The sequence below is a fragment of the Exiguobacterium sp. s6 genome (genome assembly GCF_018618155.1).
GTDB classification, from domain to species: Bacteria; Bacillota; Bacilli; order Exiguobacteriales; family Exiguobacteriaceae; genus Exiguobacterium; species Exiguobacterium mexicanum_A.
In genome coordinates this window covers 22,169-37,854 of the sequence record NZ_JACSLN010000005.1, presented here as the reverse complement: position 1 = coordinate 37,854, position 15,686 = coordinate 22,169, and the positions used below count along the sequence as shown (strand labels likewise).

Sequence of the window (15,686 nt, the reverse complement as noted above, 5' to 3'; positions counted from 1 at the left end):
CACCAAAAGTCCGAAAATGGCACGAAATGTGCCAGTAAAACCAGCGATTTGGCACGAAATGTGCCACTTAAATCGACAGTTCCCGGAGCCGGACGCGCAGTTTGTCGTGCTTTTCTTCGAGCGCTTGGACCGACTGTTCGAGTTTCTCAAGCTCCAGATTGAGCTCCTCACGCTTTCGGCCAAGGTCGAAAATTTCGTTCTCCTGTTCGACCTGTTCGTCGAGCGAGAGGTAGGGAAGTTCGCATTCGAGTTCCTCTTTGTCACGGTCGAGCCGTTTGATTTTTTGCCGCTGCGCTTCGACCGATTGTTGCGCCGTCTTCAACTGTTTCTCGGTCCCCGCGAGCGCGTCCTCGACGAATAGTCGCGCGAAAGTTGTCTCGTCAGATGAACTGTGGTTCGCCTGTTCGATGGTCCGGCGGTCGGCATAGAGGGACGTCAAAAGACTGTTCTCACGTTCCTCGGATGTGAGTGTGTCGATTGATTGTGACTCGTCTACCCCATAGATTCGGACGGCGAGCTGGTCGAAGTCTCTCGGCACGTCCTTCAATTCGAGCACGTATTGGTCGTTACGTTCGTACAGCACCATGACTTCCTTCTCGGAATCCGGACGTGCCTTATAGACATAGCGGAAGAGATGATCGTTCGTGTTACCTGGTGCTTCATCGAGCGAGAGTCGGATGCGTATTGTCTTGGCCTCCGTATCGTAACTGGACGCGTGGAGCGTCACGGTCTCCCCGTTCGAGAGACGGATTGCCTCGTTGATCGGCGTCTCATTGACCGGTGCCTCCTCGGCGAAGAAGAACGACGAGGTACCGAAAAAGAGGAAGCCGACGACAAAGAATACGCCGAGTACGAGGTAGAACCGGGAGACGTTCTGGGTGAGACGCCGTCGTGTTTGTCGTCGCATCTAGATTCCTCCTTCAGGTGTCAGGTCTTCCATTTCAGTGACGACCAAACGTCCTTCGATGGACTCGAACGTCAGGGCCAACAGTTCTCGCGTCGTCTCTTCATAACCCGTCTCGGTGATCAACAGGTGCTGTTCGAACTGGACGAGGCAATCTTCTCCGGAGACAGAAGGGAACACCTCGATGTCGCGGACGGTCGTCTCGAACGTGCCGACGTCACTGCCGTAAGCGGCGAAGAGCGTGGCCGCGAGTTCCTCCGACATGACGTCCTTCGCCTGTCGTTTCTGGGTCGTGTAACTGTCCTTCGTGATGGTGAAGGCGTACTCGACGAAGCGCGTCGCGCGTGTCGTCAGCTCCTCCATTCGTTCCGTCTCTGTCGATGTGACGACTTGTTCAGTGTCCGCCGACGACTCTTCGGAGGTTGCCGATTCAAGGGAAGTGACGCTCTCATTTTTCGTCTCACTAGGGTCTGAAGTCCTCGTCACAGCCGTCGCTTGTTGATAGAAAAAGGCGTTCGCCGCGAGTGAAATAAGAAGCAGTACCCCGAACAGATACGCGAGGTGACGTGCGGTGAAGTTCATTCTTCCTCCTCCTTTCCATACATCCATGACTCAAAATCCGAAGACCGGGGCGGGGTCGATATGACCGGACCATTCGCTCGTCTTGATCTCGAAATGCAGATGGTTCCCGCTCGATCGGCCTGTCGTGCCGCAGTACCCGAGCGCCTGCCCAGCGTTGATCTGTTGCCCGGTCTGGACGCCGAGACGACTCAGGTGCGCGTACGACGTGATGTAGTTGTCGTGTCGGACTTGGACGAGATTGCCATACGGTCCGCGGTTCCCGCTATAGATGACGGTGCCGCTCTTGACCGCGTGGATCGTGTCGGACGGGGTGCAACTGAAGTCGATACCGGTGTGGTTGTCCCGTTGTCCGAAGACGACGCGCCACCCGAAACGCGATGTCACGTTGAGTGGGATGGCGAGCGGGGAATGTAACCCCGACAACAGTTCTTTCGTGATGACCCCATCGGCGACGGCGACCGGCGCGAGGTATTTCAACACCGCATCGACATACTCGATGTCCCCGTAACAGGCACCGTGCTGGACCGCGCTCGGGCGATGACAACGATAGATGCCGGTGTGTTTCACGCGTTGGAACATCATCTGCGAGAACGAGATGACGAGTTCTTTCGAGTACCGTCCTCCGTTCTCCTGGACATAGTCAATAAAGCCGCCTCCGAAGTTGTAACTCTGTAGCGTGAGCTGCACGTCACGGTTCGCCCGTTCGAAGACGGAGGCGAAATGTTCGACTCCGTAGACGATGCTCTCCTCGGGGGAGGTGATGCACCCGATCCGTCCACACTTCGATTCGCTCGCCTGCATCGGGTCGTTCCCGCGCCCGCCGCTCTCCTGCATCATGAGCGCGAGTACGAGGTTCGTCTGTTCGGCCAGTCCGTGCTTCGACAGTTCCGATTCGACCAAGCCCCGATATTGGAGCACCTGGTCGCTCACTTGGAGACCACGGGCCGTATCGAACGTGACATCGGTCGGTTGTTCGTTCTGGACACCTGTGAGCGTGTCGAGGATTCCGATAACGAGGATGACCAGGAACAACACGAGTATCGAAATCCCGAGCAGGATGAGTCGCCACTTGAGCGTCGCGAGCTGCCATTTCGCTGTGACGGCGAAGCGGGCCGTCCGTTTCGCGGCCGCCCACATCAGGCACCCCCACCGAACAAAGCGAGTTCCTCGGGCGCGACGTCGACGTCAAAGATGAGGTTCTGCACGCCCGAGATACTGAGGACGACACGCCCCGTCTCGAGCGAGGGGATGATGCGCATCTCGGAATTTGAGAGTTGGCCATCAAACACCGTCTGGATGATCGGGATGCTCTCTGCGTCCTGTTCGCCGATGATCTTGTACTGCGTCAACTGGAAGAGCGATTTGACGTTCTCCGCGTTCTCGGACTTCGATCCGGCCGGCACGAAGTCGGTGATCAGATGCGACACGAAGAAGATGCCGCCGAAATACTTGCGCGCCTCGCGCATGCAACGTTGTAGATACAGGATGGCGGGTTGTGCGATGTCGCGCGTGTTGATCAAATGGTGCGCCTCATCGATGACGATGAGGTACTTGCATGCCTCCTCGGTCCGGAGCACGCCCTGGTTATAGGCCTTCAGTTGATCCGATCCGTTGGCGATCATCCCGTCCCACAGCATGTTCATGAGCGAGAACACCTGCGCCTGGAACACCTCGTCGCGGAGGCTTGTGAGGTTTCGGAGCGGGAACGAGACGATGAGCTCCTCGTCGAACCGGTCGATGGAGGAGTGGCCGTCGAAGATGTTGCCATAGTTATGAACGAGGTTCGTGACGGCGAGCTCGATGTTCTCGAGACGTCGGACCCGGTTCGGGCTGATTGCTTCTTTGATCGACGTGCGCGTGTCGTCCGTGTAAAGCTCACGACGAACAAGCATCAAGAAGTCGGAGAACGTCGGGTACCGGTTCGCCGGATGCGTCGTGATCGGCAGTTCGCCCTGTTCGTCCCAGAGCCCGTGCCGGACGTACAGATCCCGAAGCAGGATCTCGAACTCGTTCGTCTCTTCCTGCGTTGCCGCCGGGTTGATGTAGTGATAGAACACGGCCATCTTCGAGAGATGTTGCATGAACGAGAGTGCCTCGTTGGCGCTCCCGTCATTGTTCGTCACGGTCTTATAGACATGGAGCGGGTTGATGAGCCCGGCCGACCCGTCGAGCGCGATCTCTTTCCCGCCGAGCTGAAGCACGAGATCGGAGAATTCGCCCGTGACGTCGAGGATGCGGATCTTGTTGCCCTTGATCGCCTGGTCGAGCACGGTCTTCTTGAGAAGTGTCGATTTGCCAGAGCCCATTTTGCCGATCATGAGCGCGTTATAGAACTTGCGTTGTTTGTCCTTATGGAACAGGTCGAAGATGACGCTACCGTTCGTGTCGGTCATCCCGTAATACGTCCCGGTCGCGTCCTGGAGCGACGTGAAGTGGAACGGATAGCCGCCAGCGATGGAGAGGGAAGGGATCTCTTTCCCACGTCGCCGGTTCGGCAGTCTCTGTTGTTGGTCATAGCTCGTGAACAGGCTCTGCCACTCCCATTCCTGTTCGTTCAGGAAGATCGTCGAGCGGAAGTTCCGGGCCTCGAGCTCCTCCATCACTTCCTGCACCTTCACCTCGAGCGCGTCGAGCGTCTTCGCCTTCACATAGAGGCGAAGGTGCAGATATTTCATCGTCTCGCCCTGGGTGATCTGTTCGTAGAGCTCGTTCAGTTCCTTATACGTCTCCCGGGCGTCGATGCGGTCGATGTTGTCCTTTGCGTTCTCGAAGCGTGTGTTCTGTTCGGCCATCGACTTGTTGATGGTCTGGATGATCTCGCGCTTGTCGGCCGTCCCGATGTCGAGCGTCGTCAAAACGCCCGGCATGTTCAGAATCGGTTCGAGCCAGTAGTCGTAGACGAGCGACTGATATTTATAGACGTGGAGGCACGACAAATAGCCGTCGCCGAGCCGGATGAAGTTGGCCTCAAACCGGATGCCGCCCTGCGGCTGGATCTTGGCGATGACGTCGGGATTGTAGCCTTTTTCAATCTTGACGGTCTCTGGGTCCTGTTGTTTGGATAACTTGTCACGCAGGCGTTGCCACATATACGTCAATCCTTTCTTCAGGCGTCGAGTTGCGGTTTCGTGTTCGGGTTGTTCAATTGATAGAGCACATGCACCTTCTGGTCGAGCGTCAGCTCGCGCATCGGGTTCGAGCGGCGGAGCAGTTTATAGAGGTGTGTCTTCCGTTCCCGTAGCGTCCGCTCGTCATCGGCATAAAAAAAGAGGAGATAATCGCGATTGGTGCGATGCTCCTCGAGGTATTCAAGCTCCTGCTTCTTCTTTAGTAAGAAGGGCAGGTAGGCCGGTGTCTGATTTTGTCGAATCTGTCGCTCGATGCTGATCTTCTGCCGTTCGAGACCGAGCGGTGTGTTCAGTGGCACGACCTTGAGCGGATGCTTGTACGCCTGCAGAAGATAGGCAAGTGAGAACACGTCATGGTCTTTTTCCTCCTCATTCAAGGAGTAGATGTCCTTTGAGGTGAGTTGGACCATGTCGAGATAGGTCCCATCCCGCATCTCGAAAGCCTCGGTACCGGTGATGTCGACGATCGGCATCAGTTCGGCGACCGTCGGTTTGACGACGACCTTGTCTTTGACCTTCCGTTTCTCGACCACGTCCTGTTCGTCGAGCCAGGTGCCTGTGCGTCTCGGTTCCCTTAGCGTGTCTTCAATGAAAGCCATCTCAATCACGTCCTTTCGTCTGCGCATCGAGCGCGATATAGGTGTCTTTCCGTTTTATGAGCGTGTAATAGAGCGCGTGGACCATCCGCTTCTGCGGGTTCGTCGCCGGCCGGAGTACCATGAACAGCCCGAAGACGACGAGGAAGACCGTGAACGGGATGTGCAGCATCGACGGGATGAACGGGAGCGTCACGAGCCGGAGCACGATGAGCCCGACGAGGAACAGGAAGTCATGCAGATAGAGCATCTTGTTGATCTTGAGCTCGGTCGTGACCTCGTTCGGGATTCGGTAGTTGCGCATAGGTCATCACTCCTTCTTCTTGATGTTGTCAGGTTTAGGCGGCGAGGTCGGATAAATCCGTCGCGTTTCTTCATGATTCTGGCTATGACGGTGCGTATGATTCTCACGCACCTGTTCAATGACCTCGGTCTCGACGTCGAGCACGGTGTCTTGATGGATGGTCCGTCGGGCGCGTCCTTGATGTTTCGCTGTTGCCGCATCACTCGAATCCATCGTTGATGATGAAGACGAGGATGAGTCATTTGAATGTGGTGCCTCATAAGGTGTCGGTGACGTCACGTCGTTTCGGGCTACCGATTCGTTGTGACGGTGGTCTGGTCCAGACACGGCATCAATGGACCCGGTAACCGGTTCGATAGTCGACGAAGCAGGGACTGGAGAATGACCAGAACTTGAATGGTCGCGAATCGATTCCGGTCTTGGCGTCTCTGATGACCTGGTTTGATGGTCGGGTCCACGTTCGGTATTCGATTCCGGGTTCGTCGCATGAATCGATTCGGGAGACGTGCGACCTGCCGCTTCCTTCACGTGTGTAGAGCCTTGCGATTCCGGTTCTGATTCTTGACCACTGATTGGTTGCGCAACGTCCTTCGGAATTGTCGGATTCTCTTGATCGGCCTGCGTGCGACTGGCGGTTTGATTCGCCTGGGCGAACTCATTCGCATCAATCTGTCGCTCATTGTCCATCCTTTGTGGAGTTTGGCTCGCCGCATTAAGCGGTGAACCATTCTGAGGAACGGAGTTTGAATCCATCCGAGTCGTCGCGGCCTCATGGAGCGATGGCATCTTCGGTGCGCCTTGTGTGGCACGTGCGACCTTTGAGACCGCGTGGGCACTTACCGAGGTCACGCCTTTCCCGGCGGCATAGGCACCGAGGGCGACACCCCAGCCCCGTTTAAGCCCGGCATCGATCCCAAACAGCCGCTCGACCATGTTTGGCCCATCGATCAATGCGACCGAGAAGGCGATGAGGGCGATCAGGTAGGCGAACCCGTCCAACGTCTCTGCGAGATAGGGGGTCCCGATCGTGTACAATTTGATGGAGACGAAGATCAGAATGATCACGAGGAACGTGTTCAAAATGCTTTGGATGACCTTTTTCGTCTTTTGACCACTGTGCAGATCGGCCGGTGCGACGAGGATTGCCAAGACATAGTTGAAGGCAAGCTCGAACGAGAGACGAGCCAGTTTGTAGGCGATCGAGAACAGCGTGAAGCCCATGATTCCGAGTGTCACGAAGATGGTCAACCAGTTCGGCTGATAGCGGTAGTAATACTGGTTGTTCCATTCGACGCCACTTTGATCGAGTTTACCGAGACTTGTCTCTTTTCCGTTCCATAGAATATAGGACTCGGCCAATTTGTTTCCGGTTGCCGATAAGTCATAGTTGTTCTTGTCGAAAATTTCATTAATTCGGATATTATCAATCAACTCAGTCGGAATGGCATTTAATGATTCGCCTGTATTAGCATCAAAATTCTTCGAATCGTGCTCAATCAAATCATGTACATTCCGCTTTAAGATACTCTCAGATAATGAGGCTTCTCCGTCGTAAAGCGAGTCTGTTCCGATTTCTGCGATTGCCTCATCAGAGAACTCCTGAATTCGGCTCATAGTTGGTGAAAGTAAACCTAAGATCAATAGTGTGATGAACAGGTTGATCAAAAAACTCTCACGTTCAAATTTCTTTTGGAAAATCAACAAGTACCCAGTGAACAAGAAACTTCCTGCTAAAAGAACATACAAAAAAGGTTGAATCGTAAGAACGAATTCAACCACTTGTTCATTATTGAAGAATGTATTGGTTAATAGGATTTGATTCGTGATTGATTCAAGGCCGTCAATCAAGACTGATAGTCCTCTGACAAGAATCCATCCCATTGAGCGCAGTGCGTCATTGACCATACTACTTATTTGGAGTACATCTTCGTATTCCTGTAATTTGGTGATTAAATCGGAATCAGCCATTGAAAGACCCCCAATCTACTGAGTCCTAGTAAAGAAGTCTGCTAACTGTTGTTCGTAATTATCCGCCGTCAACATTCCAACATTGATTTCATCTGTGACGTTTCCATCTTGAATCGAGTATAGAACGGCACCTTTTAGTTCGTCAGTGTATTCAAAGTTACCACGATCGACAAGTTCCTCGCCATCTGGCTGAAACGTATTATAGAGCGTGACTTGTTGACTCTCTTCGTTCGCTACCTCTTTTACGAATTCAACGAACTCTTCGAATTCACCATCTTCTTCTTTTACAATCAGCAAATAATCATCCTCTTCGGCTGTCATGACCTTCTCAACGTGTTCAATATCACGTTGAACCAAAGACTCATTGGAATTTGAGCAAGCTCCAAGTAAAAACAAGCTGATTCCTAAAGTACCCGCAAGTAGTTTCCTCATAACGTTTACCCCTCCGTCAGACGATTTTCCCCTTCAATAGATCCGCGACTTTTAAGTTGACGCGGAAGTCGAACTTATCTATTAGTGTAACAGTTTTCGGGGTGTCTGAGGTGTCGTCCTGATAGACGGTCAGAAAGCCATCGGTCGTTTGGATATTGAGCACGTCGCCCCGTTCGAGGCGGACGCGTTGCGTCTCGATGATCCTCGCGACGACACGCAATTCGTTCTGGATTCGCTTCTCTCTCGCACTCTCGGCCATGGGTTCGGCCTCCTCTCTACGGTGTACCTTGCTTCAGTTTCTCGAGTCGCTTTGCAATCATCGTGCTCAAAAAGCTCTTCTGGCTGTCGGTGACGTCGTAAACTTCTAGGTTCAGATTCGTCTCGAACTCGGGGAGGGACATCCCGCCGATGTCATGTCCTTCGAACATCGAGCGGAGGATGCTGTCCTGCAGCACATCTCGTACCGTCAAGGACTTATCTTCCTGATTCGATGGAATATTGATATCCGTTTCGTCTTCTTGCTTCGCGAAACGGATACGGATTTGTTCGAAGTCGAGACCGGCGTGACGGCATGGGATGTCGATGTCATGCAGGGAGCGGTTCGTGTCGAAGTCGTCCGCCAGGTATTCGTAACGATATTTCATCGCCGTCTTGCCGCTCAGGAAGATTGGATACGACTGGATACGTCGTTTCTTCGTGTCCTGACGCTTGATGACACGGATGATGAGCATCTCGCCCTCTTTAAGTCCCATGACCTCGGTCGCTGTCATGAGCCGGCGGCCGTCCACATTCTCCGTCTTCGATTTTTTGAGCGAGAACGTCTGACCGGACCGCGATTTCGTGACGATGGTCGCCTCACCGAGCTTCTTCGAGATTAGTTCGGCGGTCGACTCGTCCGCGGTCAACAGATAGTGTGTGTTCCCGCAGTTGCCGTCGATCGTCTTCCAATCCTCACCGTATAGGTTCTCGAGCTGAGAGTAGGCCTGGATCACGAGGTTGAAGCGCATGTTGCGCCCGAGACAGACCGTGATGATGTTCGCCATACCCTCGATTGGTGGCATGTTGCCGAACTCATCGAGTAAGAAGACGACTTGGCGCTCGCATTTGCCTTGTTTCGTCTGCGAGGCGACCCGGGCGAGCGCCGTGTATACCTGTTTGATGTAGAGCGACGCGATGACGTTGAATGTCGGGTCATAGTCTGGGACGATGAGGAACACCGCCACAGGACGGAGCTGGTGCATCACCTCACGAATCTGTATCATCTCATCTATTGCGTAACGGAAACGTCCACTCTCCTCGTCATGCGCTTCTAGCTGGATCGTCGCAGTGCTTGAGTCGGTCGAGATTTGAACGGCGTCTCCGGTTCTAAGTGACGACGCGTGGTACACGATGAAGCTGCCATCGTCGTCTGTCGTGAGCGCATGGGTCGTCCCATCGGGAAACGTGAACGTGAGTCGTGTCAAAGGTTCAGTCCGTCCACTGATCCAGCGGTTGAATCCGATGCGTCGCATGTCGAGCGAGTTCATCGACGTCAGCTTCCCGGTCCCGTTCAACGTGAAGATCCCGAGTTTCGCATTCGTATTGGCTAAGATACTCGCCCGTGTCTGGCCACCGGAGAAGTGGAGCGTCGCGAACTGGAGTCGGGCGGGATGGTTCTCCGGGAATCGCTGAAAGAACTCGTCGAGCGCGGAGATTTCCTGTCCTTGTCGCGTGACCACCGTCCGGGAACCGAGGTCCGAGAGCATGAGCGCGACGTTGTACATGTTGATCTTCTCCGGTGTGTCCTTCGCCTCCTCACAGAGTCCGAGGATGAGCGCCGTACACAGGTCGATCGACGAGTTGGCCCAGAACGGGTCCCGCGCCTTCGGGTCATGGTACAACATGAAGGCGACCGATCGTGCATACTGTTGGGCGAGCGAATAGTTCTCCTCGAGGAATGCGTCAATCGTCAGTTGCAACAGGTTGTACGACATCGATTGGAGCGGGTTCATCAGGTTCAACACCTCGACCTGATAGCCGCGTTGCTCGAGCGTCTCCTTCGAAGCGGCGAAAAGTTCGCCTTTCGGGTCGTTGATGATCAGGCTGGCCTGGTCACTTGCCCGGCTGTATAGGTCGATTGTCGAGAAAACGAACGTCTCGCCCTTCCCGGAACGGGTCGTCCCGATGACAAGGTTGTTGACGGGCGAATCATCGATGAACAGCTCGTTCTTGACCCGTCCGACGGGGACACCACCCAATCCGTCATAGCGCTTCTTCCGGTCCGGGACACGACGGTACTGTTGCTTCAATTCATCGAATGAGGTGAAGCGGGCGCTCCCTTTCTGATTCTTCCGAAGATCCCGGAAGTTCAGCCATACCTTGCCGAACACGACCAATCCGATGAACAGACTGAACACCACCAGTCCGATCAAGACGGTCGAAGAGGGGAGACTCACCTCCAAGAACAAGGAGGGTGAGAGCGCCGGAATCGTCGCTCCGGCCAACAGCCCATCTTGTACGATTGGGGTCATGATTTGTCGAATAATGTTGTAGACCCCGTTCAGCAGATAAAAAATCCCGGCCGGCACCACCAACAGGCAGAACAGGGCGGGGAAGATCAGACGTATCGGGAATCGTGGTGATAGAGACTGAGTTCTCAATTATTTCACCTACCTTAATCTGAATAAAGAATCGTTTCCAGGTTAACTTCTTCAGCTGCGATCGCGGCTTGAATCTTCTCACGGGCCGATGTGTCCTTGCTAGAGGTCTTCTTCAGTTTCTCGTTCAGTTCACCGATGGTGGCCGTGATATTTTGGTACTCGTCGATTTTTTCTTGTACGGCAGGGTCGTTCGTCTTGGACGCCCAATCGTTCGCAGCCTCGATGTCCCCGAGATAGAGATAGGCGGTCACTTTCGCGGAAATACGGGGAGCAGTCCACTCCACATTTTCCGTCTTGGCCACGGTCTCATGATCCCGTTCCAGTGTGGCGAGATCGAATGCGCCCTCATCGGTCGGATGTGACGCTTGGAACTCTTGGAGCCGTTCCAATTTCTCCTGATCGGATAGGTCGAGCCTGGCCAGCTTCGTCTCGATCAGGATAGGGTCATCCGTGAGCTCGAGCGCTTTCTGGTCTGCTCCTTCTGCGAGATAGAGGTCGACCAGTAGAATATCCTCTTCCTCGGACCGGTCTTTCCGTTCCAGTAAATCGATGAGCGAGGACTCCTCACCTTGGAGCGCTCGTTCGTAAGCATCTAACCACCTCTGTTCAGTACCGGTCACCTGTTCGGCGTGCGCCTCCTTGTCACTGAACCATTGCGCGGCAGTGAAGAGTGAGGTGAATAGAATCCCGGCCGTGGCCGCACCGTAGATGAGGCGACGCTGTAGTCGGGTCAGGCGTGACTGATAGGTCGACGACACGATCGGGTTGGATTTGATGGAATGGCGTTTATAGTCTTCCGGTGTCTCGGACTCGATCTCGTCGAGGAGCCACATCTTCTTCGCGTTGTCCTCTTTCTTCGTCCGGATCCGTTGTACCCGGTCCTTCACTTGATGATACAGGTTCGGATAGGTCCCTTCGGTCCCGAACGTGAACGTCCCTCGATACAGCAACTCATCTTTCTGATCAAAGAGCCGGAAATCACCGGAACAGCTCGTCCCTTCCTCGTTGAGTACCTTATGCAGGTCATGTGTCGCAACGACGGCCTCGGCGAAGGTGAGCCGTTCATAGTTCTGGACCCGTGTGTCGGGCACGTCGGTGAATCGTACAAACAGCATCTTGTTCCTCCTCTCCTTTCAAGCAACAAAAAAAGCCTTCCGATTGGAACGCCGCGTGCGTGTGCATTAGAATTTGATGTTCTGGTCGACCATCTCGGCGAGCGTGAACGCGCCCATGACGATGATCAGACCGACGGCGCCCCCTACGAGCCAACCGACTGCCTTCGAGCGGCCGCGATCCCCGCCGAAGATAAAGTAGAAGCCCCCGATCGCGAAGGCGATGGCCGCGGCGATGACGGCAAGTCCTTGAAAGAACTGAAGCAAGCTGAGCCCTGTCTCATTGAGTCCCATGTCGTTCCCTCCTTAGTCCTGATGCGCCGGCGACTTGAAGCTGAGCTTCGCCTCGAGCGCCTCCAAAATAAGTTCCTGGTTGTCCTGGATGACCTGTTGATGTTGTTCGTCGAGCCACTCCTCATAGTCCTTCCCACGGATGCGTAAGAGTTTCTCGGCGAAGCTACGGTTCTGTTTCTGTTCTTTTGATGCCACAGTACACACTTCCTTCCCTTGATCTTGTGATGTGCAGCAGCACATCATTAAGGACAGTCGATTCGGTGCGGTGGGTTTCTAGCCGTTCCCCCACGAACTCCGCTCCTCGTTGAATCGAAGGAGCTGTACAGGGTTTTTCGATGACCCGGAACGATGCGGTGACCTTGTGGCGAGTTTTAGGCGACTCTCGCCGAACCATCTGTGCGTAGATCCCGCCCACCCGGTCACTGGTGAGGGACACGCCGGTATGTGATTGGAGGAGACCATCCTTAAGGATGTGCTACTACGTCGATGTCGGTTACTGTCGGACTCTTTTCCGTTTCTTGACCTGGATGAGCTCGTCATCCGGGTTCTTGCGCTTGGCGAGCACGTGGGCGTCACAGACTACCGTGCGGATCCGGTAATAAAGTTGGGTCAGCTGGACCGCCTCGCCGCTCGCCTTCTCGATGCCGATGAAACCGTGCAGCTCATAGGTCTTCCCGTCGAACGTACGGACCGAGTCGGCCTGCGGCAGTTCCTTCAGGTCGAAGCGACGTCGCTCGAGCTTGGTGACGGACCGCTTCAATCCGTATCCGAAGTCGATGGCGTCCCATGGCACCGTTGCGAGCGTGTGCCCGAACGCTCGGGCCAGATGATCGATGTCCGCGATTGACGGCACCGAGCGGTTTTGTTCATATTGGCTGATGGCGGGCTGTGAGATTTCCCCGAATGTCTTCTCTGATAGTTCGACCTGTGACCAGCCCGAGAGCCGGCGGTTCTCCTTCAACCACTCCCCGAATCGATACATAAGCCTTCCCCTTTCTGTAAATCAGAGCGGCGACCAAACAGATGTTTCCTTTTGTTGGTTCTAATATAGCAGGGATAGGAATAAAAATCATCAGTTTTCTGATATATCAGAAATTTTACAATTGACGATTCTTGTCGAATCCGCTCTATATAAGGATTCATAGGCAACAGTAACTCAATATTTTTGGTATTGTAGCACAACTGTAAAAAAATAACGCTTTAATTATAGAAAATAATGACAAGTATTTTGATTTCAAGAGATTATGGTAGGGTAGAGGAATAGAAGGTTTGGTAAAGAATAAATGATGAAGAGAGACCTTGGATCGTGGGGTGAGCAAGTGGAATTGAATGAGGCAATCATCGAGCGGATGAAGGAGCTCGCGGATGAACGAAATATGACTATTCATCAAGTGATTCAAAAGGGGGGATTAAATCAAGCGACGATTTCAGAACTGATGAGCGGACGTACAAAGCATCCAAAGGTGAGTACGATTCAAAAGTTTTGCGACGGATTAAACGTTACGATAAGCCATTTTTTTGATAGTAAAAAATTCGAGTAGTTGTGTATGTCTAAAGGGATAAGTTGGTGAAGTTCAGTTCTTACACTGTATATTAAAATATAGTGTATGAATCGAGCTTTTCAAATATTTTGTCTCTTTAACCATAATTACGAAAAGCTGAATTAAAGAATAAGACTCTTTGTTCAGCTTTTCCGTTAAATTATTTTATTGAAACATAACCAGTCTGAGTTCCAAAATAAAATTAATTTTTCACTTGTTATTTATCTTTGCATTTTTCAGATTTGGAAATGATATTATTTTTAACTAAAATTTGTGACATGAAAGACCTAACAGTGTTATCAATATTCCTAACGTTAGAAAAAGACCCAGCTTTTATTAGCAATTCTTCTTTCAATGTTGAGGCTTCTATTATTTTTTTGTCTGGAATACTCCACAATTTTAAATTTTTTTCATATTTAATATTTATGATTTTTTCCCTAGCTTCTGTACTTAACGGTTCAAAAGAAATAAAACCATCAAATCTTGAATAGATAGGACTTCCTACCGCTTTTAAAATTTCGACTTTAGATTCGTAATTGGTTGTACAGATAATAATTGATTTTCCTATATCAACTTTATAGTTTTTATCAATAAATATACCTTCATCGAATAACTGATAAAAAGCACTTAAATAACCGATAGGGCATTTATCAAATTCATCTAATAGTACAATATTACTCTCCCTACTCATTAAATTTTTCGCAAAAGAATTCTCATGAGGTTTGCCACCAAAAAGGTAATTTGCAAAAGCCTCAGTTTGATACATAGACATTTGCTCCCTGACTATCTCTCCTTTAAAAAGAGCTTTTCCTAGTAATTTAGCCGTTTCTGTTTTTCCTACGCCAGGTGGTCCATAAAACATTAGCACAATTGGTTTTTTGTATGAAGCAGTGTGTGGATATACATATGAAAGCAAATCTTCTACAACATGTTCCTGACCAATAATTGTCTCGTTAAATTCTTCATAAAAGCTTTTTAAACTGCTATCGTTTATGGACTGAATTTTACCGTTCAATATTTTAAAATCAATTTTCGAATGCTTTTTTAACTGTTCAAAACGGTCTTTAACTTTAATTACAGGGTTCTGTATATAAACATTTTCTAATATTCCGTTATCAATCAAAAAAAATATTAAAGCAGGGAAAGTATCTAAAAATGATTCAGTAACTGCTGAGAAGTCGTTTGCATGCCCTATAAATGTATACTTGTTCCCCTTGTCAACTTCTTCTCTGTACCACTCTTCAAAGTTCCCTTTATCAAGAATAATAACAAGAGTTTGCAAACTTAAAGTTGAGGTACTTTTTTCTTTTACTAGTTCAATAAACTCTCTGTTAGACCCCTCAAAAATTGTTATATTAGGCATTACTCTACACCTGCTAAAATCACATCAATTACTTCAAGTTTCCCAGAATTTTTTCTATCCTCATCGAGATGAACACCTAAATTAAATTCCTCTAAAGAATTATTTTCAAATTCTTTCAAATAATCTAAGTCGGCTTCATTGCTCATACCAACCTTAACTCCATGAATTGTGAGGTCCATTTTTTGAAGATCACTTAAGCGGTAATTATTTCTTAGACCTTCCAGATTAAATCTTACAATCTTTTTTCCACTATCAGTATTTGCAATGAATTCATAATAACCTTTAGCATTTTCTAAAATTTCATCAAGCAATGAGATATCGTAGGTCGGTTCAGTTGCTTTACTCGCGTCCATTTGAATTAGCACATCAGCTGAATTAGTATATGCTTTGACGAAAGGCGCAAGAGACTTAATAAAAGTCAAGGAGTTAGGATGGATTCTTAATTCACATTTTTTAAGTTCGATAAAATTATGATTGGATTTAATATATTCAGAATTCAAGATGTCTTTATAGCTAGTAAAAATAGTATTAGTTAAAGTGGTGGTTAAAATATTATTACCTTTTTTTGATATACCGCTCTTTCCTTCGACCCCAGTGTGCATATTTAAAAAGGCAAACAGATTCAATTTACCTTTTACCCCCACCTCTCCTTCGGCAGACAATTGACTAGCTGTTTCAGCCATTTCTTTGGTAATCTCAGCCATTCTACCTTTATGTTGTTGATCTAGGATATCTAAGGCTGAAGCTTCGTCAAAGTATACTACTTTTATCATATTGCACCTCGATTTATAAATTTGGAATTTCAATAAATGGATCTTAATTA

Annotated in this window: 17 protein-coding genes; 1 reads left to right on the top strand and 16 read right to left on the bottom strand. The window is 50.6% G+C overall.

All coding sequences use genetic code 11. From position 1 onward, the window contains the following. Nucleotides 1–67: 67 nt before the first annotated feature. The 14 genes from KNP75_RS14645 to KNP75_RS14580 form a co-directional block, all read right to left on the bottom strand. The gene (locus tag KNP75_RS14645; protein WP_214879338.1) at nucleotides 68–907 is read right to left on the bottom strand and encodes a hypothetical protein; all 840 of its coding nucleotides are present in this window, start codon (nucleotides 905–907) and stop codon (nucleotides 68–70) included. Then, nucleotides 908–1,486: a hypothetical protein gene (locus KNP75_RS14640; RefSeq protein WP_214879339.1), complete on the bottom strand. Its 579-nt coding sequence runs from the start codon at nucleotides 1,484–1,486 to the stop codon at nucleotides 908–910. 30 nt (nucleotides 1,487–1,516) lie between these two features. Continuing rightward, entirely contained in the window at nucleotides 1,517–2,623 is a 1,107-nt protein-coding gene (locus KNP75_RS14635) for a lysozyme family protein (RefSeq protein WP_214879340.1), read from the bottom strand. After that, nucleotides 2,623–4,575 carry a VirB4 family type IV secretion system protein gene (locus tag KNP75_RS14630; RefSeq protein WP_214879341.1) on the bottom strand — a complete coding sequence of 651 codons (1,953 nt, stop codon included), beginning with the start codon at nucleotides 4,573–4,575 and terminating at the stop codon, nucleotides 2,623–2,625. The genes KNP75_RS14635 and KNP75_RS14630 overlap by 1 nt, the downstream gene beginning before the upstream one ends. A gap of 17 nt (nucleotides 4,576–4,592) precedes the next feature. Then, nucleotides 4,593–5,213, bottom strand: a complete 621-nt coding sequence (locus tag KNP75_RS14625) for a hypothetical protein (RefSeq protein WP_214879343.1) — start codon at nucleotides 5,211–5,213, stop codon at nucleotides 4,593–4,595. 1 nt (nucleotide 5,214) lies between these two features. Then, nucleotides 5,215–5,514, bottom strand: coding sequence for a DUF5592 family protein (locus KNP75_RS14620; protein ID WP_115336761.1), 300 nt, complete (start codon nucleotides 5,512–5,514; stop codon nucleotides 5,215–5,217). Nucleotides 5,515–5,520: 6 nt separating this feature from the next. Continuing rightward, the gene (locus KNP75_RS14615) at nucleotides 5,521–7,482 is read right to left on the bottom strand and encodes a pLS20_p028 family conjugation system transmembrane protein (protein ID WP_214879344.1); all 1,962 of its coding nucleotides are present in this window, start codon (nucleotides 7,480–7,482) and stop codon (nucleotides 5,521–5,523) included. Nucleotides 7,483–7,497: 15 nt separating this feature from the next. Continuing rightward, nucleotides 7,498–7,914, bottom strand: a complete 417-nt coding sequence (locus KNP75_RS14610; protein ID WP_138858520.1) for a hypothetical protein — start codon at nucleotides 7,912–7,914, stop codon at nucleotides 7,498–7,500. Between the two features lie 16 nt (nucleotides 7,915–7,930). Further along, complete coding sequence (locus tag KNP75_RS14605) at nucleotides 7,931–8,173, bottom strand: hypothetical protein (RefSeq protein ID WP_012390470.1); 243 nt, start codon at nucleotides 8,171–8,173, stop codon at nucleotides 7,931–7,933. 16 nt (nucleotides 8,174–8,189) lie between these two features. Next, on the bottom strand, nucleotides 8,190–10,553 hold the full coding sequence (locus tag KNP75_RS14600) for a VirD4-like conjugal transfer protein, CD1115 family (RefSeq protein ID WP_214879347.1): 2,364 nt from the start codon (nucleotides 10,551–10,553) through the stop codon (nucleotides 8,190–8,192). Nucleotides 10,554–10,567: 14 nt separating this feature from the next. After that, nucleotides 10,568–11,668 (bottom strand): hypothetical protein, encoded by a 1,101-nt coding sequence (locus KNP75_RS14595; RefSeq protein ID WP_214879349.1) that lies wholly within the window; start codon nucleotides 11,666–11,668, stop codon nucleotides 10,568–10,570. A gap of 66 nt (nucleotides 11,669–11,734) precedes the next feature. Then, nucleotides 11,735–11,959 (bottom strand): hypothetical protein, encoded by a 225-nt coding sequence (locus KNP75_RS14590; protein WP_012390467.1) that lies wholly within the window; start codon nucleotides 11,957–11,959, stop codon nucleotides 11,735–11,737. 12 nt (nucleotides 11,960–11,971) lie between these two features. Beyond that, nucleotides 11,972–12,154, bottom strand: coding sequence for a hypothetical protein (locus KNP75_RS14585; RefSeq protein WP_021065836.1), 183 nt, complete (start codon nucleotides 12,152–12,154; stop codon nucleotides 11,972–11,974). Between the two features lie 298 nt (nucleotides 12,155–12,452). After that, on the bottom strand, nucleotides 12,453–12,941 hold the full coding sequence (locus tag KNP75_RS14580) for a helix-turn-helix domain-containing protein (protein ID WP_214879351.1): 489 nt from the start codon (nucleotides 12,939–12,941) through the stop codon (nucleotides 12,453–12,455). A 301-nt stretch (nucleotides 12,942–13,242) separates the two neighbouring features. Here KNP75_RS14580 and KNP75_RS15885 point away from each other — a divergent pair, with 301 nt between their 5' ends. Beyond that, complete coding sequence (locus KNP75_RS15885) at nucleotides 13,243–13,500, top strand: helix-turn-helix domain-containing protein (protein WP_214879353.1); 258 nt, start codon at nucleotides 13,243–13,245, stop codon at nucleotides 13,498–13,500. A gap of 217 nt (nucleotides 13,501–13,717) precedes the next feature. On the opposite strand, the gene KNP75_RS14570 is transcribed toward KNP75_RS15885, so the two are convergent. Then, complete coding sequence (locus tag KNP75_RS14570; protein ID WP_214879355.1) at nucleotides 13,718–14,863, bottom strand: AAA family ATPase; 1,146 nt, start codon at nucleotides 14,861–14,863, stop codon at nucleotides 13,718–13,720. Next, nucleotides 14,863–15,636, bottom strand: a complete 774-nt coding sequence (locus KNP75_RS14565) for a DUF6414 family protein (RefSeq protein ID WP_214879358.1) — start codon at nucleotides 15,634–15,636, stop codon at nucleotides 14,863–14,865. Before KNP75_RS14565 ends, KNP75_RS14570 begins: the two co-directional genes overlap by 1 nt. Nucleotides 15,637–15,686 lie beyond the last annotated feature (50 nt).